This is a genomic window from Ochrobactrum sp. MYb379 (assembly GCF_037479515.1).
GTDB lineage: Bacteria > Pseudomonadota > Alphaproteobacteria > Rhizobiales > Rhizobiaceae > Brucella.
The window spans coordinates 174,450-198,575 of the sequence record NZ_JBBGYW010000005.1; the positions used below are offsets into that span (position 1 = coordinate 174,450).

Genomic DNA, 24,126 nt, shown 5'->3' on the forward strand with positions numbered 1-24,126 from the left:
TTAATTCCCCAACCGCTCTAGCAGGTCGGGAACATGGACCTGATCAGATTTGTAATTGCCGGTGAGCATATACATGACGATATTCACGCCGCCACGAATGGCATAGATGCGCTGCATCGGATCATTGGGCACGGTTGGCAACATCGGATTGCCCTGTTCATCCACGGCCCAAGCGCCCGCAAAATCATTGGCGGTTATCATGATCGGCGAAACACCGTCGCCCGTGCGCACTGGCCTGTCCCGCGCTGCATCGGTCGCTGCGGTTGCCTCAACCCAGAGCGGGCTTCCTTCATAGCGGCCGGGAAAATTCGGCATGATGAAGAAAGACTTGGTCAGCACATGATCGTCGGGAACTGGCTCAAGCGGCGGCACATTCATTCCGTCGAGAATTGTACGCAGACGCTGATTGGCAGGCGAGGCAGATGCATCAAGGCTTGCGCCTGCCTGCAGCTGGTCGCGCGTATCAAAAAGCACGGTTCCACCTTGCTGCATATAGGCGTCAACCTTAGCGATTGCCTCTGGCGTCGGCATTGGCGCATCCGGGTCAATCGGCCAATAAATCAGCGGGTAGAAGGCCAGTTCGTCTTTTGCGGGGTCTACACCAATCGGATCACCCGGCTCTAGTGCGGTTTTATCGCTAAGCGCAAAAGTCAGCCCGCGCAGACCTGCTTTGCTTATGTCATCGGTCGCGGCATTGCCGGTGATGATATAGGCGAGGTGGGTTTGCGAGACGGAATTGATAGTGGCTTCATCGCCGGGTTTGCTATCATCGTGCACCTGTTGCGCCTGGGCGTAAGGCACGGAAACGGGTATCAGGCTGATAGCAGAAGCGGCAGCGACCAGAATGGCGATACCTGCAATTTTCGAGCGGATTTTCATGCGACGACGGAACACGCCACGCAGCCAGAGCATCAGCAATGTGTCGAGCGCCAGAAGCATTGCGGCAATTGCAAAGAACGGACCGCGCAGCGAAATGGATTGGTCTGCACCATAGAATGCGGGCGTTAATCCAACAGAAAGAGCGGGTGGGGTCATTGGCAGCAGTTTGATGTTGCTTCCCTCAAAAATGTTGAGCGCTTTCAAACCGTCTTCATTGCCGTAAAAGCCGGGCGGTGTGTTGATGCTGACATCGGGCAGTTTGTCTTTTTCCACGACGATAGGCTTTGCTTCCGACGAGGGCGGTGTGAGTTCGCCAGAGGCAGAAAGAAGCTGGTAAGGTGGCAGTGAAACGGATTGCTGGTCGCCTTGCGCATTGGTGCGCTGCGACAGCGACACGATGCGGCGCAGCATTTCGACAAAGGAACCGGAAATCGGCAAGCTCGACCATGTGGCATCGGGCGAGCTGTGGAAGAGAACCACATTGCCCCGGCCTTGGCTTTCGCCTGTTACAAGCGGCGTACCATCGGCAAGCGTGGCATAAGCCTTGTCGTTGAGATCGAAAGATGGCTCCGCCAGAACCTGTCGTGTGACTGTCACATCATCCGGGACCGTCAGCCCCGCAAATGGGCCTTTGTCTGAAAATGAACGAAGCTTTTGCGGCTCGGACCATGATAGTGTTCCGCCCAAAGCGCGTTCACCTTTGCGCAGACGCACCGGCAAAAGCGGATCATTTTCACCGGCACCGGCGAGGCGTGGTCCGGCAAAGCGAACCAGTGTGCCGCCATCTTCAACCCATTTGGAAAGCTGTTCTTCAACAGGCTTTGGCAAGGTGCCGATATCGGCCATGATCAGGACGGAGGGCTTCGCATCTAGCAGTTCCGGCACAGTCTTCATCAGGTCTGCGGAACGTGGTTCGATCAGGTTTGCATAAGGCGAGAGCGCACGCGAAATATAATGCAGCGGCGACAAAAGTGGCTGTGCGAGATCGCCATCGCCACTGGCAAGAAGGCCGATGGTGCGGCGCTCTGATCCTGCATCAATCAGACGTGTGGCTCCGGCCTGCTGGATGCCGTCAATGCGGATGACGCGGAAGTCATTGCGCAATTCGACCGGCAGATTAAAGCGCGCTGTCGCTTCTGTGCTGCCAACGGCGAAAGAGAGTGGCGCTTCCGCAATGCGACGTCCTTTGTCGTCAAAGGCAGAGGCCGTCAGCGTGCGCGGCATGGTTATGCCTTCCGGACGGATTGCTTTTGCTTCGAGGCTGTCGACTTTGTTGTCGATGCTGGTCAGCGCCACAACGCGGTCAAGATCAGCCGCATACCAGAGAACTGAGGCCAAGCGACCATCCTGATCAAGCTTTGCGAAAGCATCGTTGTCAGTCGGCTGCGACAGGCCATCATTCATGAAAGCCAGCCGAATTTTTTCGCCTTGTGGCACTGTCGATGCGAGGCGATCCAATGCCACTTTGCGATCAACGGGGATTGGGCGCGGCTGCAGGGCTTGCAAGCGTTCTAATGCGCGGCTGGCATCATAAGGGCCAATCTCGGCATTGGCTGGTTCTGCGGTGCCAAGTACGTAAATCTGTGCGTTGGTGCCTTCCGCATCGGCAATTAGTTTTTCCGCAGCCGTTACGCGTTGCGGCCAGTCTTCTGCCGATGCCCAGCCATTATCAATGACGATGGCCAGCGGTTCATTGCCGGAAAGGGCGAGGGGACGCGGATTCCAGATGGGCGAAGCAAGCGCGAGAATGACGAGCGCTGCAATCAGCAGACGAAGCAGCGTCATCCACCATGGGCTTTTCGACGGCACTTCTTCGCGTTTGAAAACCTGTGCCAGAATGCGCAATGGCGGGAAGGTTTCTTCCTGCGGGCGCGGCGGCGTCATGCGTAGCAGCCACCAGATGACCGGTAGCGCAAGAAGACCTGCGAGAATAAGTGGTGAGCTAAAAGCGAGCGGCAGGAAATTCATCAGCGCGCACCTCCTGAAGAGGATACACTTAAAGCATCATGCAATAGCGACAGAGCCTGCGTTGCCGGTGTGTCGGTGCGATGCACGGTAAAGCTCCAGCCAAGGCGTCGGCAAAAATCGGCCACCGTATCGCGGCGTGCGATATAAAGACGGCGATAGTCTTCCGCATAGGTTTCAGCTCGGCCTGCAACAAGCGTTGTTCCTGTTTCAGGGTCGCGAAACTCGGTGCGTCCCGAATAGGGGAACGTCTCTTCTGCCGGGTCGGCCACTTCCACAAGATGTGCGCGAACTCCGCGCTTCGCCAGATCGTCAAGCAAAGTTGTCAGTTCATCAAGCGGTTGAAGAAAATCTGACACCAGCACAACTTCCGAAAAACGGCGGATTAGATCAATGTCGGGTAAAGGGCGTGAGGCGGTGTCATGCATCAATGCGCCTGCTAGGCGTTCCGCACCATTGCGCGCCGAAAAGGGCTGCAACAGCGATGGGAAAGCAATGCGTTCACCTGAACGCGAAAGAAGTTCGGCCAGTGCAAGGGTCAGCACCAGAGAACGGGCTTCTTTCGAAACCGTTGACAGCTGCGAGCGATAAAGCATCGAGGGTGAGAAATCGCACCAAAGCCAGACAGTGTGTGCGGATTCCCATTCGCGGTCGCGCACATAGGTATGATCGTCACGCGCTGAGCGCCGCCAATCGATATGGGCCAGTGTTTCGCCTTGCACATAGGGCCGGAACTGCCAGAAGTTTTCACCGGGGCCGCGTTTGCGACGGCCATGCCAGCCATTCATCACAGTGTTGACGACACGTTGCGCTTCAACCAGCAGATCGGGGATACTGGCTGCGCGCGCTCGTGCACGCGCTAAAGTATCCTTGCGGTCTGCCGATGAAACTTCTGCGCCAATCACCATCAGGCAGAAGCCTTCACCAGATTGGCGATGACATCACGCACATGCATGCCGTCCGCACGCGCTGCAAAATTAAGCGCCATGCGATGTTGCAGAACTGGTTCAGCAAGCGCTTTCACATCATCGACGGATGGGGCGAGACGCCCTTCATAAAGCGCACGCGCACGCGCACAGAGCATCAGCGCCTGACTTGCGCGTGGACCCGGACCCCATGCGATGTGTTTCTTTGCATGTTCATTATCGGCATCGGGACGTGCAGAACGCACGAGCTTGAGAATAGCGTCAACGACGCTTTCTGAAACAGGCATACGGCGCACCAGTGCCTGCATCTGGCGCAGACGCTCGGCATCCAGAACCGCATGCGGCTTTGCCTCAGTAACGCCTGTTGTTTCCAGCAGAATGCGGCGCTCGGCATCGAGTTCAGGATAGAGAATGTCGATTTGCATCAAAAAGCGATCAAGCTGTGCTTCAGGCAGTGGATAGGTGCCTTCCTGCTCCAGTGGATTTTGCGTTGCAAGCACATGAAACGGTGCGGGCAGGTCATAGCGCTGACCGGCGACGGTGACGTGATATTCCTGCATGGCTTGCAAAAGGGCCGACTGGGTACGTGGCGAGGCGCGGTTGATTTCGTCGGCCATCAGAAGCTGCGTGAAGATCGGGCCTTTGAGATAGCGGAACGAGCGGCGGCCGTCTGCATCCTGTTCCATCACTTCCGAGCCGATAATATCGGATGGCATTAGATCAGGCGTGAACTGAATGCGCTGACCTGAAAGGCCAAGAACTGTTCCGAGTGTTTCTACAAGCTTGGTTTTGGCAAGGCCGGGAACACCGACGAGCAGTGCATGACCGCCAGCCAGAATTGCGACGAGCGTGCGTTCGATGACGCTTTCCTGCCCGAAGATAACCGTTCCGACATTTTCCTTTATGCGTGCGATGTCGGCGAGTGCGGCTTCTGCTTCGGCAACAATCTGGTCGGGGTTGGCGATTTCGGGGCTAACAACTACGCTCATAAGGACCTCGCAAAAATATCCGCACCTGCATGTGATCGATTAAATCACTATATATGCTGACAAGCCGTGAAACGGTGACTATTTCATGACTTTAAGAGTTTTAATCACATTCGCACAGGGATAACCGAGTCGGATGATAAAAATCACCCCCGAAGGCAACGAAACGCCGCAAAGCATAAAACGCGATGCTGAAAATATGGGCGGACTGGAAGCGCTGATTGCGCGCGCTCATGCTGATGCTACCAGTGGACCCGCCACCAAAGAGCGCGGGATTCCGCCGGTTGAGCGCTGGAACCCTTCGTTTTGCGGTGATCTGGATATGGAAATCCTTGCCGATGGCACATGGTTCTATATGGGAACACCGATTGGCCGCCCGCAGCTTGTTCGACTGTTTTCGACGGTGTTGCGCAAGGATGAAGACGGTAAAACCTATCTTGTAACCCCGGTGGAAAAAATTGGCATTCGGGTGGAGGACGCGCATTTCATTGCTGTTGAAATGCAGGTCTCTGGCGAGGGTGAGGCACAGAAACTGACTTTCCGCACCAATGTCGGTGATGTTGTCGAAGTCGATGCTGAGCATCCGTTGCGCTTTGTCGTTGATGATGAAAGCGGCGGTCTTAAACCCTATATCACTATGCGTGGACGACTTGAGGCGCTGGTCGGACGTGCGGTTATGTATGATCTGGTGGCATTGGGCGAAGAGATTGAGGTTGATGGCGTGACCATGTTTGCAGTGCGCTCGAATGGAACGGTTTTCCCGATGATGCCTGCGGATGCGCTGGAGGCTGCATTGCATGAATGAGCATGTGCAAAGCCTGTTTTCCGCGAATGATTTTGCGCAACGCGTACGTCACTGGAAGCCGGATCATGACGATCTGACGGGTGATCATTTGCTCAATCCGGACTTCACGCAATCTATGGTCACATCGAAAATGCGCGATGCGGCTGTGCTGGTGCCAGTGGTGGATCGCGGGCCGGAAGCAACTCTGCTGCTCACGCGGCGCACGGAAAAGTTGCGCCAACATTCCGGCCAGATTGCGTTTCCGGGCGGCGCCATAGATCCGGAGGACGGAACGGCGGAAAATGCAGCGCTGCGCGAGGCCAATGAGGAAATCGGGCTGATTGCTGATCGGGCGGAGATCATCGGGCATATGCCGCGCTATCTCACGGGCAGCGGCTTTTCCATTACCCCGGTTCTGGCGGTGGTCAATACGCCTTTTGACGTGTATCCGAACCCGGACGAGGTTGCGGATATTTTCGAAGTGCCACTTTCATTCCTGATGAACCCGGCCAATCACCGGCGCGAAAGCCGGTTGTTTAATGGTCAGGAACGCTTTTATTACGCAATGCCATATCACGAACGATTCATCTGGGGCGTGACCGCAGGTATCATTCGCGGACTTTATGAAAGGCTCTACCGTTGAGCGATACAGTGAATATTTCTGACAAGGCCAGCTGGCTTCATGCAAAGCCATTACAGGCGCTTTTTGCCGCTTTTAATCGCGACGGTGGTGAAGTGCGCGTGGTGGGCGGTGCTGTTCGCAATACGCTGCTCGGAACAGCTGTCAGCGATATTGATCTTGCCACGACCCATCTACCCGAAGATACGGTGCGACTGGCAAAAGAAGCGGGTTTTAAGCCTGTGCCAACCGGCATTGAGCATGGCACTGTAACAGTGGTTATTCATGGTCAGCCATTTGAAGTGACGACCTTGCGTAAGGACGTTGAGACCGATGGCCGTCATGCAAAGGTGGCATTTGGAACCGACTGGAAAGCGGATGCCGAACGGCGTGATTTTACCATCAATGCGCTCTATGCAACGGCCAATGGCGATGTGATCGATTATGTTGGCGGTCTTGCCGATATTGAAACAAAGACTCTGCGCTTTATTGGCGATGCGGAAGAACGTATTCGCGAAGACTATCTGCGCATTTTGCGGTTCTTTCGGTTCTTTGCGTGGTATGGAACAGGGCGACCTGAAACGGAAGGCCTGCGTGCCAGCGCACGGCTGAAAGACGGCCTTGAGCAACTGTCTGCCGAGCGCGTCTGGGCGGAACTTAAAAAGCTTCTGGCCGCACCTGATCCTTCGCGCTCGCTGCTCTGGATGCGGCAGTCGGGCGTGCTGAGTGCCATTCTGCCGGAAAGCGAAAAATGGGGCATAGATTCCATTCATGGCCTCGTGCGCACGGAAGCCGATCTTGGCTGGCCAGTTGATGCGCTTTTGCGGCTTGAAAGCATTGTTCCGCCGGATGCGGCACGCATGACGGAACTGGGCAAGCGGCTGAAAATGTCGAATGCCGAGCGTGCGCGGCTTGAAGCATGGGCGAGGGCGGACGCTGTTAAGTCTGAGACTTCCGAGCAGGCGTTGAAGAAACTTATTTATCGCGGCAGTTCGCAGGCGATACAAGATCGCATCCGGCTTGCTTATGCATCGGCGCGTCAGGAAGCGGCCTCCAGCGACGACGCGATGATCCGTGCTGGCGGCTATTCGCGGCTGCTTGAAATGACGGAAAAATATGAGCCTCTGGTCTTTCCGGTGACGGGTAGCGATCTTCTGGAACTTGGCATTGAAAAAGGTCCGGGACTTGGTGAAGTGCTGCGCAACCTCGAAACTTTATGGATTGACTCCGGTTTTAGTCTTGACCGCGAAACGCTTCTGGACAAACTTGATCGCAATAAAATGAACGGCTGATGACTTGTAAAATTCAGCCATAGTTTCATTAACTTATGATCGAATGTTTTTTAGTTTGTTTTGAAAGCGTCTTGGCATGTCCAATCCTGATACATCGACTTCGCAGAATGCTTCTTCTGATCCCAAGCAGAATTTCGGCACGCAAGGCATTGCGCCAATGGAGCGTCCGGGTGCGGTAACGCGTTTCTTCATGGGTATCGTTGCATGGGCGGAGCGGCTTAATCTGAAATATGCCAAGCTCGGCAATCCGCCCGTTTATGACAATGCGACATTCCCGTGGGCGGCAGAGGTTGAGAAGGCCTATCCGGCAATTCGTGCGGAACTGGAAAAGGTGTTGCTGCGCCAGAGCGAGCTGCCATCGTTTCAGGATATTTCGTCAGACGTGAAGACAATCTCGACTGACAACCATTGGAAGACATTCTTCCTGTTGGGCTTCGGTGTGAAGTCTGAGCAGAATGTCAAAGCATGTCCGAACACATGGAATGCTGTGCAGCATATTCCGGGTCTGACGACTGCTATGTTTTCGATTTTCGAGCCGGGTAAGCATCTGCCGCCGCATCGCGGTCCATATAATGGCGTGCTGCGCCTGCATATGGGCATGATCGTTCCGGAGCCTGCCGATAAGCTTGCCATCCGCGTGGATAAGCAGATTTGTCATTGGCAGGAAGGCAAGGTCCTGATTTTCGACGATGCCTATGAGCATGAGGCATGGAACCACACCGAGCATACGCGTGTGGTGCTGTTTGTGGATTTTGTGAAGCCGCTGAAATTCCCGGCGCGTTTCGTCAACTGGGCGCTGATGAATTTGGCGATTTTCACCCCTTTCATCAAAGAAGGGCTGGATAACCACAACGAGTGGGAAAAGAAGTTCTATGCGCAGGCTGAAAAGCTTCGCAATCAGCCAAAGGCATAAGGCCTATGCTAGTGAGAGACGAGAAAGCGGGCGACGAGACAGCTATTCGCAATCTCACGCAGATGGCCTTTTTGCATGCACCACATAGCAACCAGAAAGAAGCAGATATTGTCGATGGGCTTCGTTTGGCATCTGCCCTAACTGTGTCGCTGGTTGCAGAAGAACATAATGACCTTGTTGGCCATGTGGCTTTCTCGCCGGTTCTTATCAACGGTGAGGATCTCGGCTGGTATGGACTTGGTCCGGTATCCGTTTCGCCCGAAAGGCATGGCCAGAGGATTGGCAGTACATTGATCCGTGATGGGCTTTCGCGACTGCAAGAGGCGGGAGCCAAGGGCTGCGTGCTGCTTGGTGATCCAGGTTATTATCAACGCTTTGGCTTTAAGGCAGATGACAGGCTAAAACTTCCCGGTGTACCGGCCGAGTATTTTCAGTGCCTGTCTTTTAATGGCGAGATACCAATAGGCGAAGTGAGCTATCACGCAGCGTTTAACGCATAAAGAAAAGGCCGGAAAATCCGGCCCTTTGTTTTAATAAATGTTACGGCCACTTCACCACTGGCGGCATGGACGAGAGAATGGAATTCACATTGCCGCCAGTCTTTAGACCAAAGATCGTACCACGATCATAAAGCAGATTGAACTCCACATAACGTCCGCGACGGATAAGCTGTTCTTCGCGATCCTGCGGCGTCCAGTCTTTGTTGAAATTCTGGCGTACAAGATGCGGATAGACGACAGAGAAGCCACGACCCACATCGCGGGTGAAAGCGAAGTCCTTGTCCCAGCCGCCCTGTTCTTCGGATGAATGCAGCCAGTCATAGAAGATGCCGCCAATGCCACGCGCTTCATCGCGATGCGGCAGGAAGAAATATTCGTCGCACCATTCTTTCAGGCGCTGGTAATCGACAATGTCTTTGTGCTTTTCGCAGATGAAGCGGAAAGCTTTGTGGAAGGCCAGCGTGTCCGGGTCTTCCTGCGTGCGGCGACGATCAAGTACAGGGGTGAGGTCAGCACCACCACCAAACCACTGGCGCGAGGTCACGACCATGCGCGTGTTCATATGAACGGCTGGCACATTCGGGTTCTGCGGATGCGCGATCAATGAAATTCCGCTGGCCCAATAGCGCGGGTCTTCTTCGGCACCCGGTATTTGTTTGCGAAATTCCGGGGTGAATTCGCCATGCACTGTCGAGACGTGGACGCCGACTTTTTCAAAGACGCGGCCATGCATAATGGACATAACGCCACCGCCGCCGTTGCCTTCATCCTTCTGCCATGGGGTGCGGACAAAGCGGCCTGGTTCCTGATCAGAAAGCTGGCCCTGCAAGTCGTCTTCAAGCTGCTCGAAGCTCGCGCAGATACGATCGCGCAGTTCTTCAAACCAGTTTTGAGCAGCTAGTTTTTTCTCTTCGATATCTTGCGGGATGATTGCCGGAATTTCGTCGCGCTGCATTTTTGTATCCTCTCACGCAATGTATCGTCATCGTTTTATATAAATGAGACTTAGCAAAGTCCTGTGCGCTGGCATAGCGCGAACACAAGATGAGTGGCAGGGGCAATTTCCTCTCCCCAAGAAAAGACTCGTCATAGGCGTGTTGCTTGCCTATCTTAATCCCTGAAGGGATCGTAAATTTCCCTATAGGGAGGCAATTGCATGAAAGCATCACCGCCCAAACCGCCGCTTGAAGGCTTGCGCAAGCAGCTTGAAAAAGGCCGCGCGAACAAAAGTCGACTCCCGCGTGATGGCTTTGTCCGTGAGACATTTGCCCTGCCGCGACAGGCTGCACGCGATAAGGCACGTGAATGGTTCGAGAGTTTTCCGAAAGCTGCCTATTGGACTGAAATCGAGAGCTGGTGCGAACGGCCTGATGATGTGATCGAATTCACAATGCGGCGCTTGCCAACCTCGGATTAGAGAACTGATTCAATTTCCGACGCTAAGTCTTTGAACTCAGATTCAAATTAGCCATTTCGAGATAACGCGCATCTGTATCCGAAAACCGCTTCACACTTTTCGGGATGCGCTCGCAAAAAAAGCGCCTTCCGATATTATCGAAAGGCGCTTTGATTTTTGAGTCGTTATAGCATTACCGACTTACTTGGCGTCAGTCTGCGGTGCCTGTTCCCACGACTTCCAATCCTTGATGATGCTGTCTGCATAGGTCTTGCCAACGCGATAGGCATTGGTTGTGGCCAGCGGGAAACCGCCTGATTTTGCTGCAAGCGATTCCGCTGCGGTCTGGTCCTTGCCCTGACGATCAAAGTTTGAAGAGGTGCGCAGAAGGGCCACGCGATTGAAGTCGAGCTTGCCTGCATCGCCTGCGCGCTTGAGCGCGGTCAGCGTGGCATTGTCTTCCATCTGCGAGGTGCAATATTCGCCCTTGCCCTCGGTCAAGAGCTTGGTCCACTGTTCGGTTGCTTCGCCAAGCTTGGTGCCGTGCCAATAAGTGTCAGCCGATGCGGTGTCGCAGATCGTTACTTTTGGTGCGCTGGTTGCAGCTTCTTGCGTGTAATGCTTGCGATATTCCTTCGCATCATCGCTGTCGAGAAGCTCAACGCCTTTGGTTGTTGCCAGTGCATAATCGGCAAGCTTACCGTTAAGTTCGAAAACTTCTGTGCCTGCTGCCCATTTTGGCTTTTCGCCCGGCTTTGATGCGCCAAGACCGAAGAAGTCTGTTGGCCAGCCTTCAGGAGCTTCACGAATATCAATGCGGTGGTTCAAGTTCGCATCGACGGCGTATTTCGCCCAATGGGCAGAACCAAGTGTGCCGTGCTTTGGATCAACGCCTGCAATGCCCGCGATCAGGAAATAGGTGTGCTTGAGGTCAAGCTTATCGCTCAGTGCCATGGCAGCAACCGCACTTGCGGCATTAGCAAAGCCCATGGCGGTGGTCATGTGGCAGAGGCCTTCCGCCGTGCAATCGATTTCGGGATATTCAGGACTTAGACCTGCAAGCTTGATCTTCTGCGTGAATTTTTCACCTTCCAGCCATGGCTTTGCTTCTTCGCCAAACATGGTGATGACCATGACCTTTGGCGAAATGGTCTCGGAAGCCTGCGCGAATGCTGGTGCAGCGAGTGCGGTCGCAAGAAGCGAAGCCGACAAAGTAAGGGTGCGGAACGATGGTTTCATTTCAGATAGAACCTTTCTGGCCGGATATTGGAATTGTTTATTCTGTGCTGCCGGCAAGATTGCGGCGCATTCAAATCTGCTTCGGGAACTGATTCCGTTTCTTCTCTTATGGGACTGAAAAAGAATCACTTTCGAGGTTTTGCTGGCGCATAGCTTCGCCTGCTGTAAGTGCTACAGAAACCGCAAGATTGAGGGAGCGCGCACCCGGTACCATCGGGATGATCAGCCGCGCATCGGCGATGTCCTGAATGCTGTCTGGAACACCGGCAGACTCCCGCCCAAACAGAAGAATGTCATTCTCCTGAAACTGATAAGTCGTGTAGGGAACAGCTGCCTTAGTGGAAAGCAGCACCAGTCGCTTGCCTGCCTGAAGACGCCAGTCATTGAACTGCTGCCAGTTGGCGTGGCGGGTGAGGGCTGCCTGTTCGAGATAATCCATGCCGGCGCGTTTCAGCGAGCGGTCCGAGACGTCGAAGCCCGCAGGCTCGATAAGGTCCACCGCGAAGCCGAGGCAAGCGGCCATGCGCAGAATGGTTCCGGTGTTGCCGGGAATGTCAGGCTGGTAAAGGGCAATGCGCAGATCCATACAAGCCGGGTAGCCCACAAATCGGTGGGCTGCAAGAGTAGAGCTTTGCTGAAACGCTCGCATCAACACATCTCTGCGCAGCTATGTGTTGCGAATTTGGCTTATTCACAGATCACAAAAATATTCCCTTTTTGTTCCTGTTGTTGTCTTTCAAATTTTATAGGGTGCACGTAAAAGGGACACCATGTTTACATGGTTTGAAAAACGACTCGATGCTTATCCCGAAGAGCCTCCGCGTGAACCACCGCGCGGGCTCGTAGCCTTTTGCATGTATTACACCCGTGGCTCATGGCCGTGGATTATCGGCATGGCTATTTTCACGACACTGATTGCAATTATCGAAGTGTCTCTGTTTGCCTTTATGGGCAATATAGTCGACTGGCTTTCGCACCAGTCGCGCGAGACATTTCTGAGCAATGAAGGCTGGCGGCTTTCGCTGATTGCAGGCGTTGTGCTGGTCATCCTGCCGGGCGTGGTGCTGATCCATTCGCTGCTCATTCATCAGACATTGCTCGGCAATTATCCGATGCGTGTGCGCTGGCTGATGCATCGCTATCTGATCCGTCAGTCGATGTCGTTCTTTCAGGACGAGTTTGCCGGACGTATCTCGACCAAGCTGATGCAGACAGCGCTCGCCGTTCGTGAAACGGTGATGAAGCTTCTCGACGTGCTCAATTACGTGATCGTCTATTTCGCTGGAACGCTGTTTATCGCAGCCTCAGCCGATATTGTTCTGATGATCCCGTTTGCGGTGTGGCTTGGCGTTTACATGATCCTGCTTCGCTTCTTCATTCCGCGCTTGCGGGTGATTTCGGAACAGCAGGCGGATGCGCGGTCGTCCATGACGGGTCGTATTGTTGATAGCTATACCAACATAGCGACCGTGAAGCTGTTCTCGCATTCAAGCCGCGAAGAGTCATACGTCAAAGAAAGTCTTGATGGCTTTTTGGGTACTGTGCATCGCCAGATGCGTATGATCACGATGTTCCACTTCACGCTCTATCTCTCGAATTGCATTCTGCTTTTCGCGGTGGGTTTGATCGGCATTAATCTCTGGATGAACTCGTCGATTTCTGTCGGCGCTGTGGCCGTTGGTATTGGCCTTGTGTTGCGTCTCAACGGCATGTCGCAATGGATCATGTGGGAAATGTCGGCGCTGTTCGAGAATATTGGCACAGTCGAAGATGGCATCACCACGATTTCGCGCGCGCATGAAGTTGTCGACGTTCCGAATGCACCTGTCTTGCAGGTAAGCCAAGGTGCGCTCGATTTCGATAAGATTGGCTTTCACTACGGCAAAGGCAAAGGCGTTATCGAAGGCCTGTCGCTTGACATTAAGCCGGGCCAGAAAATCGGTCTTGTCGGGCGTTCCGGTGCGGGTAAATCCACGCTGGTCAATCTGTTGCTGCGTTTCTACGATCTGGAGAAGGGCCGCATCCTGATTGACGGGCAGGATATCTCCAAAGTCAAACAGGATTCGCTGCGCGCAAGTATCGGTATGGTGACGCAGGATACATCGCTGCTACATCGCTCCGTGCGTGAGAACATCATGTATGGTCGCCCGGATGCGAGTGAGGAAATGGTTGAGCGAGCTATTCGTCTGGCACAGGCTGACCAGTTCATTCCTTTGCTGACCGATGCCAAAGGTCGGCGCGGACTGGATGCCCATGTCGGTGAACGCGGCGTGAAACTTTCGGGTGGTCAGCGCCAGCGTATCGCGATTGCGCGTGTGATGCTCAAAGATGCGCCGATCCTCATTTTGGACGAAGCAACCTCTGCGCTCGACTCAGAAGTGGAAGCGGCCATTCAGGACAGCCTCAACACGCTGATGGAAGGCAAAACCGTTATCGCGATTGCGCATCGTCTTTCGACCATCGCAGCCCTTGATCGTCTCGTGGTGATGGATAAGGGCCAAATTGTTGAAGATGGCACGCATGAGGAACTTGTAGCGCTCGGTGGCATTTATGCTGGACTATGGGCGCGTCAGTCGGGCGGCTTCCTTGGCTTTGACGAGCAGGGCGAAGCTGAACTGACACAGTAAGGAATATGCAATTGATGAAAGCGGTTTACAGCCTGTTCGAGCGCTGGGTTGATCCCTTCCGCGAACCGGACAAGCTCAGACCGCCTTCAACAACGCTGGCCTTTCTCTGGCATTATGCGCGTCAGGCCAAATGGCCGCTTGCAACGGCACTGGCTGTTGGCGGTCTTGCGCCACTGGTTGAGGCAGGGCTGTTTTATTTCACCGGCAGGCTGGTCGATATTCTTGATCAGGCCGGTCGTGCAGGTGTGGAGCGAAGCTGGTCAGAACTGTTTCAGGCGGCTGGCCCGGAACTGCTGTTCATGGCGGTAACGGTTCTCGTCATCCGATTTGTGGTGACAGCGCTGACGACGATGCTCGAAGGCCAGACGCTTTCGCCGGGTTTCTATAATATGATCCGCTGGCAGGCGAATTCCTATGTCCAGCGACAGTCCTACGCCTTCTTTCAGAATGATTTTGCCGGACGTATCGCCACCAAGGTCTGGCAGGCCGGACAGGCGGCAGGTGATCTGATTGAAAGTCTCATTCAGGTCGTCTGGTTTATGGCGATCTATAGCATCACGACGCTGGTTCTGGTCGGGCAGCTCGACTGGCGCTTGGCCGCGGCAGTCATTGTCTGGATCGTGGCTTTTGGCTTAATCGCACGGCACTATCTTCCGCGCATCCGAAAGAATGCGGAAGCGTCTGCTGAAGCGGGATCGATGATCAATGGGCGCATCGTCGATAGCTATTCGAACATTCAGACGATCAAGCTTAATACCGTTGATGATGACGAGCGCTACATGCGTGAAGGCTTCACGCGCTATCTCGCGGCAGTCTTTCCATTCATGCGCTCACTGACAGGCGTGCGACTTGCTATGACAGCCCTTTCGGGCGTTATGATTGTGGTGATTGCGGGCATCACTATCGATTTGTGGACAAAAAACGCGATCACCGTCGGGCAGGTCTCCTTCACGCTGGGTTTGATCCTGCGTCTCAATATGCTGCTTGGCCGGTTGATGATGCAGTTAAACGGTATGCTGCGGCAGCTCGGGCTGATCGAAAACTCGATGAAGCTTTTGTCTGCACCGCTTGGTCTGGAAGATAAGCGCGACGCAAAGCCATTGCTTATTACGGATGCACGGATCGATATACAGAATGTCACTTTCCATTATGGCAAAGCTGCAGGTGTTCTGGATAACATCAACTTTTCCATCAAGGGTGGCGAGCGTATCGGGCTGGTGGGGCACTCCGGTGCCGGTAAGTCCACACTCGTCAATCTGATCCTGCGGCTCTACGATGTTGAGAAGGGTGCGATCCTCGTTGATGGGCAGGATGTGCGTGATGTGACGCAAGCCTCACTGCGGCGCGCTTTTGCGGTCGTCAGTCAGGAAACGGCACTGTTGCATCGCTCATTGCGCGATAACATCATGCTGGCGCGCGATGATGCGACCGATGACGATCTTGCGGAGGCCGCACGACAGGCAGAGGCGGACGAGTTCATTGCAAGGCTTGAAGACTTCAACGGCCGCAAATCCTTTGATGCCTTTGTGGGTGAGCGTGGCGTCAAGCTATCGGGTGGTCAGCGTCAGCGTATTGCGATTGCGCGCGCTATTTTGAAAAATGCACCAATCCTTATTCTGGATGAAGCCACATCAGCGCTCGACTCAGAGGTTGAAGCTTCCATTCAGGAGAACCTGCGTCAGCTCATGGACGGCAAGACCGTGATCGCAATCGCACATCGGCTTTCAACAATTGCAGCGCTTGATCGTTTGATTGTTATGGACAAGGGGCGCATTGCCGAAGAGGGCACGCATGATGAGCTTATCGCGCAGGGTGGCATTTATGCAGGCCTCTGGGCGCGGCAATCCGGCGGTTTTCTGGGCATCGATCGCTAATTTAGGCCTATTTGCAGCATCATAAAAACCTCCGCGCAAAGTGAGATTTGCGCGGAGGTTTTTGTTTGGCAGCGATTTAAAGATCGCAAAAACGCTCCCTGCGACATGGTGCCGTCCCTTAGGCTTGGCGTCTGGACAAGGCATTTCAACCTGCCTACACCTTAATGTTGAGATGGAGGGAATTTCGTTCTGCAAGCACTTGTAGAACTGCAATTTGCGTGTGAGCGCAAAGGGCGGGACCGCTTTTGCGCAGGTGCACGAAGGACGAGGGGAGTTATCAATTGAATATCCAGGTTAAAAAGGAATTGGCACGTGAGCGCACACGACACGGCTGAGCCGACACGACGTGATTTTTTGTATATTGCGACGGGAATGGCCGGTGTCGTTGCTGTCGGTGGACTGGCATGGCCGTTTATCGACCAGATGCGTCCCGATGCTTCGACACTCGCAGCAGCGTCTATTGAGGTCGATGTATCTTCGCTCGAAGAAGGAGCATCCATGACCGTCAAGTGGCGCGGCAAGCCAATTTTCATTCGCAATCGTACCGCTAAGGAAATTGAAGACGCCAAGGTTACAGCCTTGACCGATCTCAAAGACATTGCTGCTCGCAATGCCAATCTTCCTTTGGATGCAGAAGCGACAGACGTCGCGCGTTCGGCAGGTGAAGGCAAGGAAAACTGGATCGTCATGGTCGGCGTTTGTACGCACCTTGGCTGTGTGCCGCTCGGTGAATCCGGGTCATTTGGTGGCTGGTTCTGCCCATGCCACGGTTCGACCTATGACACCGCCGGTCGTATCCGCAGCGGTCCAGCGCCGGAAAACATGTACATTCCAGAATATGCATTCGCTTCCGATACGGTCATCAGGATCGGCTAAACAGATCTTGGGGAGATAAAATATGAGTGGTCATCACTCCACATATACGCCCTCGACCGGCATCGAGAAATGGGTCGACGAGCGGCTACCTTTGCCGCGTCTTGTCTATGATTCATTTGTTGCCTATCCGACACCGCGTAATCTGAACTACATGTACACTTTCGGTGGCATTCTGAGCTTCATGCTCATTGCCCAGATTTTGACCGGCATTGTGCTGGCGATGCATTATGCGGCTGAAACGACGATTGCGTTCAATTCGGTCGAAAAGATCATGCGCGATGTCAATTCCGGTTGGCTGCTGCGCTATATGCATGCGAACGGCGCGTCATTCTTCTTTATCGCTGTTTATCTTCATATTGCCCGTGGTCTTTACTATGGTTCCTACAAGGCTCCACGTGAGCTTTTGTGGATTCTCGGCGTGGTCATCTTCCTGCTGATGATGGCAACTGCCTTCATGGGCTATGTGCTTCCATGGGGCCAGATGTCCTTCTGGGGTGCAACAGTTATCACGGGCTTCTTCACGGCCTTTCCGGTGATAGGCGAACCGATCCAGCAATTGCTGCTCGGTGGCTTTGCGGTTGATAATCCAACGCTTAACCGCTTTTTCTCGCTGCATTACCTGCTGCCGTTCATGATTGTGGGCGTTGTTATCCTGCACGTCTGGGCGTTGCATGTAACAGGCCAGACCAACCCGACTGGCATCGAAGTTAAATCGAAGACCGATACGCTGCCGTTCACGCCTTATGCGACCATCAAGGACGCTTTCGGTGCGCTCGTCTTCTTCATCTTCTTCGCTTATTTCGTCTTCTACATGCCGAACTTCCTCGGTCACCCGGATAACTATATTCAGGCTGACTCGCTGAAAACACCGGCGCATATCGTGCCTGAATGGTACTTCCTGCCTTTCTACGCGATGCTGCGTGCGATTACTTTCAACATTGGCCCGATCGACTCTAAGCTTGGTGGCGTTCTGGTGATGTTTGGTTCGATTGCGATCCTGTTTGTCGTGCCATGGCTCGATACATCGAAGGTGCGCTCGGCTGTTTACCGTCCTTGGTTCAAGCTGTTCTTCTGGCTGTTCGTGATCAACGCGATTTTCCTTGGCTGGTTGGGTTCGCGTCCTGCGGAAGGCACATACACGCTGTTGGCGCAGTTTGGCACGCTTTACTACTTCGCATTCTTCATCGTCATCATGCCGATCCTTGGATTGGTTGAAAAGCCGAAGCGCCTGCCGAACTCGATTACCGAGGCAGTGCTTGAGAAGAGCGAAAGCAAGGCTGAGATTACCCCAGTGGAAATCAAAGGCTGAAGCGCGAGATGAAGGACGTAACAATGAAAAACATCCTCAAGAGTTTCGCTGCTTTCGGTATTGCTCCGCTGGTGGCACTCGGTGTGACGATGGGTGGTGCATTTGCTGCCGGTGGCGGCGAGGGGGAACCTGAGCATTATCCTATCCATCATCCAAAGCAGGAAAGCTGGAGCTTTTCAGGCCCATTCGGTACTTATGACAAGGGACAGCTTCAGCGCGGTCTTAAGGTTTATAAGGAAGTGTGTGCTGCCTGTCATTCGATGAACCTTGTCGCTTTCCGCAATCTGGAAGCGCTTGGTTATTCGCCGGATCAGGTGAAGGCTTTTGCTGCGGAATATGAAGTTACAGACGGTCCGAATGCAGATGGTGAAATGTTCACCCGTAAGGCTATTGCGACAGACCATTTTCCGTCGCCATTTCCGAACGTGAATGCTGCTGCCGCTGCCAATAATGGTGCGGCGCCGCCAGACTTCTCGCTGATTGCCAAGGCGCGTGCAGTGGAACGTGGCTTCCCGACGTTCATCTTCGACATATTCACGCAATATGCCGAAGCTGGACCGGATTATATCCACGCGCTTTTGACCGGCTATGATGAACAGCCGCCAGCAGGTATGCAGGTTGCTGAAGGCACCCATTATAACCCTTACTTCATTGCGGGTAAGTCGCTGGCCATGGCTAAGCCGCTAAGCGATGATCAGGTGACTTATGATGACGGCTCGCCACAAACGGTTGACCAGTATGCGCATGACGTTTCGGCATTTCTGATGTGGGCTGCTGAGCCGCATCTGGAGCAGCGTAAGAAGACCGGCTTTAGGGTCATTATTTTTCTGATCCTGTTTGCGGGCCTTGTTTACATCGCCAAGCGTTCGATCTGGTCGAATGTAAAGCACTGATTGATCAATCAGACTGTTGAAAAGGGCGCCGCGAGGCGCCCTTTTTGTTGGATGAGTATCACAAGTTGCTCAAAAGAACGGGAAGCCGCTTGGCGCGCTCTCCATATCGTGGTTGAAGAGTGGGCAATACAATGATTGGGCCGAAGCCATAAGCTTCTCCTCTGAAAGGACTGAAAATGGAATCGACGCTCAAAACCACTTTGAAAGACGCGATCAGAACAATTCCTGATTATCCTAAGCCGGGTGTCCAGTTCCGTGATGTCACCACACTGATGGGTGACGCACAGGCGTTCCGTCGTGCGGTTGATGAATTGGTTTATCCTTTTGCTGGTAACAAGGTCGATAAGGTCGCAGGAATTGAAGCACGCGGTTTCATTCTCGGCGGCGCAATCGCGCATCAGCTTTCGGCGGGTTTTGTGCCGATCCGCAAAAAGGGTAAACTGCCACGCGATACCGTGCGGATTGCTTACAGCCTTGAATATGGCATTGATGAAATGGAAATGCATCGCGATGCCATCGAGAAGGGTGAGCGTATCATTCTGGTCGATGATCTGATTGCAACTGGTGGCACCGCCGAAGCTGCGGCGAAGCTTCTTTTGCAGATGGGTGCCAACATCGTTGCGGCCTGCTTCATCATTGATCTGCCGGACCTTGGCGGACGCAAGAAGCTCGAAGCACTTGGCGTCCCGGTGCGTACGCTTGTGGAATTCGAAGGCGATTGAGTCGCAAAAACCCGCAGAAAAACGGCCCGGAATTGCTCCGGGCCTTTTTTGTTAAGCGGGCAGCTTCACCATAGCGGCATTGTCGAATGACAAAACCTTGTTGCCGTTTTGGTTGTACGCGGTGCTGCTCATGTTAAGCATCGACCAGCCGGGACGCGATCCAAGCGGACGTACAGAATGGACCGTTCGCTTGTAGGTGATTGTATCACCAGCATAGACCGGACGTAGCCATTTGAGGTTCTCAAAGCCGGGTGAGGGGCCAAATGTCGGCGGGACCTCGCCGAGCTTCATCGCATCTTTGGTTGCCTCAACGATGGATGCCACATTGAGCTTCATGAACACTGCCGTTGTATGCCAGCCCGATGCACAGAGGCCGCCGAGTACGCTATTCTTGGCCGCTTCCGCATCTAGATGAAACGGCTGCGGGTCAAACTTTGAGGCGAAGTGAATGATTTCTTCTGCGGTGAATGTATAGCTGCCGATGGAAAGTTCTTCGCCGAGATGGTCTTCGATAAAACTCATGCGGCATCTCCTTCGCGCTCAGGATTGCGAAGGCCGACCATGGCCGTATGCTGAAGCTCGCAAACCACCTCGCCACGCTGATTGACGATCTCGTTATGGACTGTGAGGAATCCGACATTCGGTATGGATTTAGAGCGGCGACGATCAAGTACTGTTGAGCAGCCGCTCAGTGTGTCGCCTGCTAGCACTGGTCGCTTCCAGCGGTTGAATTCGATGCCGGGGCTGCCTTGTGAAGTCGAATCTTTGAGATAGGCATCCCAGACCATGCGCATGAAAAGCGACACTGTATGCCAGCCCGAAGCAGCGAGGCCTCCAAGGACGCTTGCCTTGCCTGCTTCTTCATCAAGATGAAAAGGCTGCGGATCGAACTCACGGGCGAATTCGATAATCTCTTCTTTGGTGAGAGTGCGCGGACCGAAGGGAAGCTTCAGTCCTTGCGTGAAATCTTCATACGCATATTTAGGCGTCTTGTCAGTCAATCCGGTCTCCTCCCACCAGAGCGGCGAAGGCCGCTCTGTTTCTTTGCCTGCGCATGTCTTAATCCCATCGTAGCGGGATTAGAATATCAGTCCAGTGGACTGATTTCCCCGCGAAGGCGGTTCCCACTTTTGGGAGACATGCGTAGAAAAAAGGCCGCTATTTTGTAGCGGCCTTTGTTTTATCAGGTATTGAAGCGGAACAGCATCACATCGCCGTCATGGACGATGTATTCCTTGCCTTCGTCCCGCGCTTTCCCTGCTTCCTTTGCGCCGACTTCACCATTGAACTTGATGTAGTCTTCATACGCAATTGTCTGCGCACGAATGAAGCCGCGCTCGAAATCCGTATGGATGACGCCAGCTGCGCCCGGAGCCTTGGTGCCACGACGGATAGTCCATGCGCGGGTTTCCTTCGGTCCTGCCGTGAAATAGGTGATCAGGTCAAGAAGCTTGTAGCCCGCACGAATGAGGCGGTCGAGACCCGGCTCTTCAAGGTTCATGGCGTCGAGATATTCTTTGGCTTCTTCGTCAGCGAGCTGAGCGACTTCGGCTTCAATAGCTGCCGAGATGATGACACTCTGCGCACCCTGTTCGTTGGACATTTTTTCGACAGCAGCGCTGTACTCATTGCCTTTCGCTGCGTCGCTTTCGGCAACATTGCAGACATAAAGCACTGGCTTTGAGGTCAGCAGGTTCAAGCCCTTGAGGATCAGCAGATCGTCTGGCGCAATATCTTTAAGCATCAAGCGAACCGGCTTGCCATTTTGCAGCAGTTCCAGTGCCTGTTCCATCACCGGCAGAACCGTCGTTGCTTCCTTGTCCTTCGACGAAGCGCGCTTACGGATCTGCACGATGCGGCGTTCAATGCTTTCAAGATCCGACAGCATCAGTTCTGTTTCAACGGTTTCAGCGTCCGATACAGGGTCGATACGGCCTTCAACATGCGTAATGTCGTCGTCTACAAAACAACGCAGAACATGCACGATGGCATCGACTTCGCGGATATTGGCGAGGAACTGATTGCCCAGACCTTCGCCCTTCGAGGCGCCGCGTACGAGACCAGCAATATCAACAAAGTTGATGCGGGTCGGAATAATTTCCTTCGAGCCTGCAATTTTTGCAATGCCACTCTGGCGTGGGTCAGGCACCGCCACTTCGCCCGTATTTGGCTCAATGGTGCAGAATGGATAGTTTGCAGCCTGTGCTGCTGCCGTCTTGGTCAGAGCGTTGAAAAGCGTGGACTTGCCAACATTAGGCAGACCGACGATGCCGCATTTGAAACCCATGATATTCGTCCCTTATCGCTTGACGCGGTAAATTGAGCGCACGGCGCCATTATGAAGCGCCTTGGCGGATTGCAACTCCAGCCAGTGGCGTGATGATTTTTTGAAAGCCGGTTTGCCGCTTCCCAGTATGACCGGAATAGTTCCTATATCGATGATGTCAAGCAGTCCGGCATCGAGAAATTGCCGCGCCAGATCGCCGCCGCCCATGAGCCATATAGGGCCATCCGCTCCCATGGCTTGCAACTTCGCGATCAGTTCATCCGGCGTACCAGCCATCGTGACGGTATTTGCTGGCAAATTGTCGAATGTCTGATGGGTTGCAACGACGACTGGCAGCGAGCCATAAGGCCATTCCGGTACCAAGCCGACAACATCAAATGTCTCGCGCCCCATGACTATCCCAGTGATGCCGCTCATGAATTCATCGAAGCCAAAGCCAAAGCCATCGTCCGGCGGAAATTGTTCCAGCCAGTCAAAACTGCCGTCATCATTGGCAATGAAGCCATCGAGACTCATGGCGAACATGTAAACGACATCGCTCATGGTTTAGTCCTTCTTGCCGAGCAGCTTTTTCAGCATTTCAGCCATTGGGCCGCTTGCCGGAATGTTCGGCTTGGCTGCGTTCTGACGCGCCTGTCGAATGTGGCTCTGTGCTTTTGGCGGTGCTTTTGCTGCTTGTGCAGGATCAGCCTTGAACCCACTGGGACGCTGATTGCCGTCGCCCATAGCAACCGCTACGCGGTTCATGAAGCTGTTGTCTTCTTTTTTAGCGAGTAAGCTAATGTTGTCGGAAATGGCGCCGAACAACTTATCCAGCCATTCACTATCGACCTTAGCAAAATCGCCAAGGACGTAATTGTGCACCAGTTCCTTCGCGCCGGGATGCCCGATGCCAAGACGCATACGGCGATAGTCTTTACCGCCGTCGAACGTCTGCACATGCGCGTCAATAGATTTGATGCCGTTATGACCACCAGAGCCGCCGCCAGTCTTGATGCGCAGCTTTGCAGGCGCAAGATCAAGCTCGTCATAAATCACAACGAGATCGGCAGAGGTCAGCTTGTAGAAGCGCATGGCTTCGCCAATCGACTGGCCAGAAAGGTTCATGAAGGTCATTGGCTTGATGAGAAGCACTTTTTCGCCATCAATCACGCCATCGGCGATCTCGGCTTTGAACTTCTTCTGCCAGTTGGAAAATCTATGGCGGCGGAATATTTCATCCACCGCCATAAAACCGATATTGTGTCGGTTACGCGCATATTGAGGGCCGGGATTGCCAAGTCCTGCGATGAGCAGCATGGTTTTCTGACCCTCTTATGCCGAAAGCGATTATTCGCCGTCCGTTGCTTCGCCTTCTGCATTTTCTTCCGACTTGAGGCCGGCAGGTGCAGCAATGGTAGCAATCGTGAAATCGCGATCCTGAATGGCAGCAGTTGCACCCTTCGGCAGCTTGATAGCCGAAATGTGAACCGAGTCGCCGATTTCGAGACCGGTCAGGTCGAATTCCAGAGCTTCTGGAATTGCGTTTGCTGGAACGATCAGTTCAACCTCGTGACGAACGATGTTCAGAACGCCGCCGCGCTTGATGCCCGGTGCTGCTTCTTCGTTCTTGAAGTGAACAGGAACGTTAACATGGACAACCGACTTCGCGGAAACGCGGAGGAAGTCAACATGCTGTGGGAAGTCACGAACTGGATCCAGCTGGTAGTCCTTAGGGAGAACCTGAATCTTCTTGCCGTCTACTTCGATCGTAGCAACAGTGGTTTTGAAGCCGCCGCCGTGGATCTTGTAGTAAACTTCCTTATAGGAAACAGCAATCGAGATTGGTTCCTGCTTGTCGCCATAGATGACTGCAGGAATTAGGCCGTTGCGGCGAAGTTCGCGGGAGGACCCCTTACCAACCCGGCTGCGCAGATCGGCCTTGAGCACGTAAGTATCGCTCATGGCATTACCTTTCAAAGTTACTGGAGTGTCGCCTGCCGGTTTTATTAGCATGATCTTGTCCGAAAACCGGTTTCCACTTTTCGGGATCATGCTCC

The 24,126-nt window shown here is 53.8% G+C and carries 24 protein-coding genes; 12 read left to right on the top strand and 12 right to left on the bottom strand.

What is annotated here, in order from left to right; genetic code table 11:
- The 3 genes from WH356_RS13140 to WH356_RS13150 are packed head-to-tail and all read right to left on the bottom strand — an operon-like array spanning position 1 to position 4,759.
- Positions 1–2,847, bottom strand: coding sequence for a DUF4159 domain-containing protein (locus WH356_RS13140; protein ID WP_339511486.1), 2,847 nt, complete (start codon positions 2,845–2,847; stop codon positions 1–3).
- Positions 2,847–3,752, bottom strand: coding sequence for a DUF58 domain-containing protein (locus WH356_RS13145; RefSeq protein WP_339511488.1), 906 nt, complete (start codon positions 3,750–3,752; stop codon positions 2,847–2,849). Before WH356_RS13145 ends, WH356_RS13140 begins: the two co-directional genes overlap by 1 nt.
- The gene (locus WH356_RS13150) at positions 3,752–4,759 is read right to left on the bottom strand and encodes an AAA family ATPase (RefSeq protein ID WP_339511490.1); all 1,008 of its coding nucleotides are present in this window, start codon (positions 4,757–4,759) and stop codon (positions 3,752–3,754) included. The genes WH356_RS13145 and WH356_RS13150 overlap by 1 nt, the downstream gene beginning before the upstream one ends.
- Before the next feature lie 133 nt (positions 4,760–4,892).
- On the opposite strand from WH356_RS13150, the gene WH356_RS13155 reads away from it, so the two are divergent.
- The 5 genes from WH356_RS13155 to WH356_RS13175 all read left to right on the top strand — a co-directional run bounded on the left by WH356_RS13155 (position 4,893) and on the right by WH356_RS13175 (position 8,864).
- Complete coding sequence (locus WH356_RS13155) at positions 4,893–5,561, top strand: DUF1285 domain-containing protein (RefSeq protein ID WP_339511492.1); 669 nt, start codon at positions 4,893–4,895, stop codon at positions 5,559–5,561.
- Positions 5,554–6,183, top strand: coding sequence for a CoA pyrophosphatase (locus WH356_RS13160; protein ID WP_339511494.1), 630 nt, complete (start codon positions 5,554–5,556; stop codon positions 6,181–6,183). Before WH356_RS13155 ends, WH356_RS13160 begins: the two co-directional genes overlap by 8 nt.
- Positions 6,180–7,451 (top strand): CCA tRNA nucleotidyltransferase, encoded by a 1,272-nt coding sequence (locus WH356_RS13165; protein WP_339511496.1) that lies wholly within the window; start codon positions 6,180–6,182, stop codon positions 7,449–7,451. Before WH356_RS13160 ends, WH356_RS13165 begins: the two co-directional genes overlap by 4 nt.
- A gap of 76 nt (positions 7,452–7,527) precedes the next feature.
- Complete coding sequence (locus WH356_RS13170; protein ID WP_339511498.1) at positions 7,528–8,364, top strand: aspartyl/asparaginyl beta-hydroxylase domain-containing protein; 837 nt, start codon at positions 7,528–7,530, stop codon at positions 8,362–8,364.
- A gap of 5 nt (positions 8,365–8,369) precedes the next feature.
- On the top strand, positions 8,370–8,864 hold the full coding sequence (locus tag WH356_RS13175) for a GNAT family N-acetyltransferase (protein WP_339511500.1): 495 nt from the start codon (positions 8,370–8,372) through the stop codon (positions 8,862–8,864).
- Positions 8,865–8,904: 40 nt separating this feature from the next.
- On the opposite strand, the gene hemF is transcribed toward WH356_RS13175, so the two are convergent.
- Positions 8,905–9,819 carry an oxygen-dependent coproporphyrinogen oxidase gene (gene hemF, locus WH356_RS13180; RefSeq protein ID WP_339511502.1) on the bottom strand — a complete coding sequence of 305 codons (915 nt, stop codon included), beginning with the start codon at positions 9,817–9,819 and terminating at the stop codon, positions 8,905–8,907.
- Between the two features lie 201 nt (positions 9,820–10,020).
- Between hemF and WH356_RS13185 the strand changes: the two genes are divergently transcribed.
- Complete coding sequence (locus tag WH356_RS13185) at positions 10,021–10,281, top strand: hypothetical protein (protein WP_339511504.1); 261 nt, start codon at positions 10,021–10,023, stop codon at positions 10,279–10,281.
- 180 nt (positions 10,282–10,461) lie between these two features.
- On the opposite strand, the gene WH356_RS13190 is transcribed toward WH356_RS13185, so the two are convergent.
- Positions 10,462–11,499 (bottom strand): purine-nucleoside phosphorylase, encoded by a 1,038-nt coding sequence (locus WH356_RS13190; RefSeq protein ID WP_339511505.1) that lies wholly within the window; start codon positions 11,497–11,499, stop codon positions 10,462–10,464.
- A 106-nt stretch (positions 11,500–11,605) separates the two neighbouring features.
- Positions 11,606–12,085, bottom strand: coding sequence for a tRNA (cytidine(34)-2'-O)-methyltransferase (locus WH356_RS13195; protein WP_339511772.1), 480 nt, complete (start codon positions 12,083–12,085; stop codon positions 11,606–11,608).
- Between the two features lie 184 nt (positions 12,086–12,269).
- On the opposite strand from WH356_RS13195, the gene WH356_RS13200 reads away from it, so the two are divergent.
- From WH356_RS13200 to WH356_RS13225, 6 genes are all read left to right on the top strand, one after another.
- A complete protein-coding gene (locus WH356_RS13200; RefSeq protein WP_339511507.1) occupies positions 12,270–14,126 on the top strand; it encodes an ABC transporter ATP-binding protein in 1,857 nt (618 codons plus the stop codon).
- A 14-nt stretch (positions 14,127–14,140) separates the two neighbouring features.
- Positions 14,141–16,000 (top strand): ABC transporter ATP-binding protein, encoded by a 1,860-nt coding sequence (locus WH356_RS13205; protein ID WP_339511774.1) that lies wholly within the window; start codon positions 14,141–14,143, stop codon positions 15,998–16,000.
- Positions 16,001–16,312: 312 nt separating this feature from the next.
- On the top strand, positions 16,313–16,876 hold the full coding sequence (gene petA / locus WH356_RS13210) for a ubiquinol-cytochrome c reductase iron-sulfur subunit (protein WP_339511509.1): 564 nt from the start codon (positions 16,313–16,315) through the stop codon (positions 16,874–16,876).
- A gap of 22 nt (positions 16,877–16,898) precedes the next feature.
- Positions 16,899–18,185: a cytochrome b gene (locus WH356_RS13215; RefSeq protein ID WP_339511511.1), complete on the top strand. Its 1,287-nt coding sequence runs from the start codon at positions 16,899–16,901 to the stop codon at positions 18,183–18,185.
- 23 nt (positions 18,186–18,208) lie between these two features.
- Positions 18,209–19,078 (top strand): cytochrome c1, encoded by an 870-nt coding sequence (locus WH356_RS13220; protein ID WP_339511513.1) that lies wholly within the window; start codon positions 18,209–18,211, stop codon positions 19,076–19,078.
- Positions 19,079–19,254: 176 nt separating this feature from the next.
- Positions 19,255–19,800: an adenine phosphoribosyltransferase gene (locus WH356_RS13225; RefSeq protein WP_339511515.1), complete on the top strand. Its 546-nt coding sequence runs from the start codon at positions 19,255–19,257 to the stop codon at positions 19,798–19,800.
- Between the two features lie 51 nt (positions 19,801–19,851).
- Here WH356_RS13225 and WH356_RS13230 read toward each other — a convergent pair whose 3' ends face one another.
- From WH356_RS13230 to WH356_RS13255, 6 genes are all read right to left on the bottom strand, one after another.
- Positions 19,852–20,322, bottom strand: a complete 471-nt coding sequence (locus WH356_RS13230) for a MaoC family dehydratase (protein ID WP_339511517.1) — start codon at positions 20,320–20,322, stop codon at positions 19,852–19,854.
- On the bottom strand, positions 20,319–20,801 hold the full coding sequence (locus tag WH356_RS13235; protein WP_339511519.1) for a MaoC family dehydratase: 483 nt from the start codon (positions 20,799–20,801) through the stop codon (positions 20,319–20,321). The genes WH356_RS13230 and WH356_RS13235 overlap by 4 nt, the downstream gene beginning before the upstream one ends.
- 182 nt (positions 20,802–20,983) lie before the next feature.
- Positions 20,984–22,087 carry a redox-regulated ATPase YchF gene (gene ychF / locus WH356_RS13240; RefSeq protein WP_339511521.1) on the bottom strand — a complete coding sequence of 368 codons (1,104 nt, stop codon included), beginning with the start codon at positions 22,085–22,087 and terminating at the stop codon, positions 20,984–20,986.
- Between the two features lie 12 nt (positions 22,088–22,099).
- Positions 22,100–22,630: a dihydrofolate reductase family protein gene (locus tag WH356_RS13245; RefSeq protein ID WP_339511523.1), complete on the bottom strand. Its 531-nt coding sequence runs from the start codon at positions 22,628–22,630 to the stop codon at positions 22,100–22,102.
- A gap of 3 nt (positions 22,631–22,633) precedes the next feature.
- Entirely contained in the window at positions 22,634–23,386 is a 753-nt protein-coding gene (pth, locus tag WH356_RS13250; protein WP_339511525.1) for an aminoacyl-tRNA hydrolase, read from the bottom strand.
- A gap of 30 nt (positions 23,387–23,416) precedes the next feature.
- Complete coding sequence (locus tag WH356_RS13255; protein ID WP_339511776.1) at positions 23,417–24,031, bottom strand: 50S ribosomal protein L25/general stress protein Ctc; 615 nt, start codon at positions 24,029–24,031, stop codon at positions 23,417–23,419.
- Positions 24,032–24,126: the final 95 nt, after the last annotated feature.

Coding starts and splice junctions, on each gene's coding strand:
- WH356_RS13140 (WP_339511486.1), bottom strand. CDS start 2,847: ATGAATTTCCTGCCGCTCGCTTTTAGCTCACCACTTATTCTCGCAGGT.
- WH356_RS13145 (WP_339511488.1), bottom strand. CDS start 3,752: ATGGTGATTGGCGCAGAAGTTTCATCGGCAGACCGCAAGGATACTTTA.
- WH356_RS13150 (WP_339511490.1), bottom strand. CDS start 4,759: ATGAGCGTAGTTGTTAGCCCCGAAATCGCCAACCCCGACCAGATTGTT.
- WH356_RS13155 (WP_339511492.1), top strand. CDS start 4,893: ATGATAAAAATCACCCCCGAAGGCAACGAAACGCCGCAAAGCATAAAA.
- WH356_RS13160 (WP_339511494.1), top strand. CDS start 5,554: ATGAATGAGCATGTGCAAAGCCTGTTTTCCGCGAATGATTTTGCGCAA.
- WH356_RS13170 (WP_339511498.1), top strand. CDS start 7,528: ATGTCCAATCCTGATACATCGACTTCGCAGAATGCTTCTTCTGATCCC.
- WH356_RS13175 (WP_339511500.1), top strand. CDS start 8,370: ATGCTAGTGAGAGACGAGAAAGCGGGCGACGAGACAGCTATTCGCAAT.
- hemF (WP_339511502.1), bottom strand. CDS start 9,819: ATGCAGCGCGACGAAATTCCGGCAATCATCCCGCAAGATATCGAAGAG.
- WH356_RS13185 (WP_339511504.1), top strand. CDS start 10,021: ATGAAAGCATCACCGCCCAAACCGCCGCTTGAAGGCTTGCGCAAGCAG.
- WH356_RS13190 (WP_339511505.1), bottom strand. CDS start 11,499: ATGAAACCATCGTTCCGCACCCTTACTTTGTCGGCTTCGCTTCTTGCG.
- WH356_RS13195 (WP_339511772.1), bottom strand. CDS start 12,085: ATGGATCTGCGCATTGCCCTTTACCAGCCTGACATTCCCGGCAACACC.
- WH356_RS13200 (WP_339511507.1), top strand. CDS start 12,270: ATGTTTACATGGTTTGAAAAACGACTCGATGCTTATCCCGAAGAGCCT.
- WH356_RS13205 (WP_339511774.1), top strand. CDS start 14,141: ATGAAAGCGGTTTACAGCCTGTTCGAGCGCTGGGTTGATCCCTTCCGC.
- WH356_RS13215 (WP_339511511.1), top strand. CDS start 16,899: ATGAGTGGTCATCACTCCACATATACGCCCTCGACCGGCATCGAGAAA.
- WH356_RS13220 (WP_339511513.1), top strand. CDS start 18,209: ATGAAAAACATCCTCAAGAGTTTCGCTGCTTTCGGTATTGCTCCGCTG.
- WH356_RS13225 (WP_339511515.1), top strand. CDS start 19,255: ATGGAATCGACGCTCAAAACCACTTTGAAAGACGCGATCAGAACAATT.
- WH356_RS13230 (WP_339511517.1), bottom strand. CDS start 20,322: ATGAGTTTTATCGAAGACCATCTCGGCGAAGAACTTTCCATCGGCAGC.
- ychF (WP_339511521.1), bottom strand. CDS start 22,087: ATGGGTTTCAAATGCGGCATCGTCGGTCTGCCTAATGTTGGCAAGTCC.
- WH356_RS13245 (WP_339511523.1), bottom strand. CDS start 22,630: ATGAGCGATGTCGTTTACATGTTCGCCATGAGTCTCGATGGCTTCATT.
- pth (WP_339511525.1), bottom strand. CDS start 23,386: ATGCTGCTCATCGCAGGACTTGGCAATCCCGGCCCTCAATATGCGCGT.
- WH356_RS13255 (WP_339511776.1), bottom strand. CDS start 24,031: ATGAGCGATACTTACGTGCTCAAGGCCGATCTGCGCAGCCGGGTTGGT.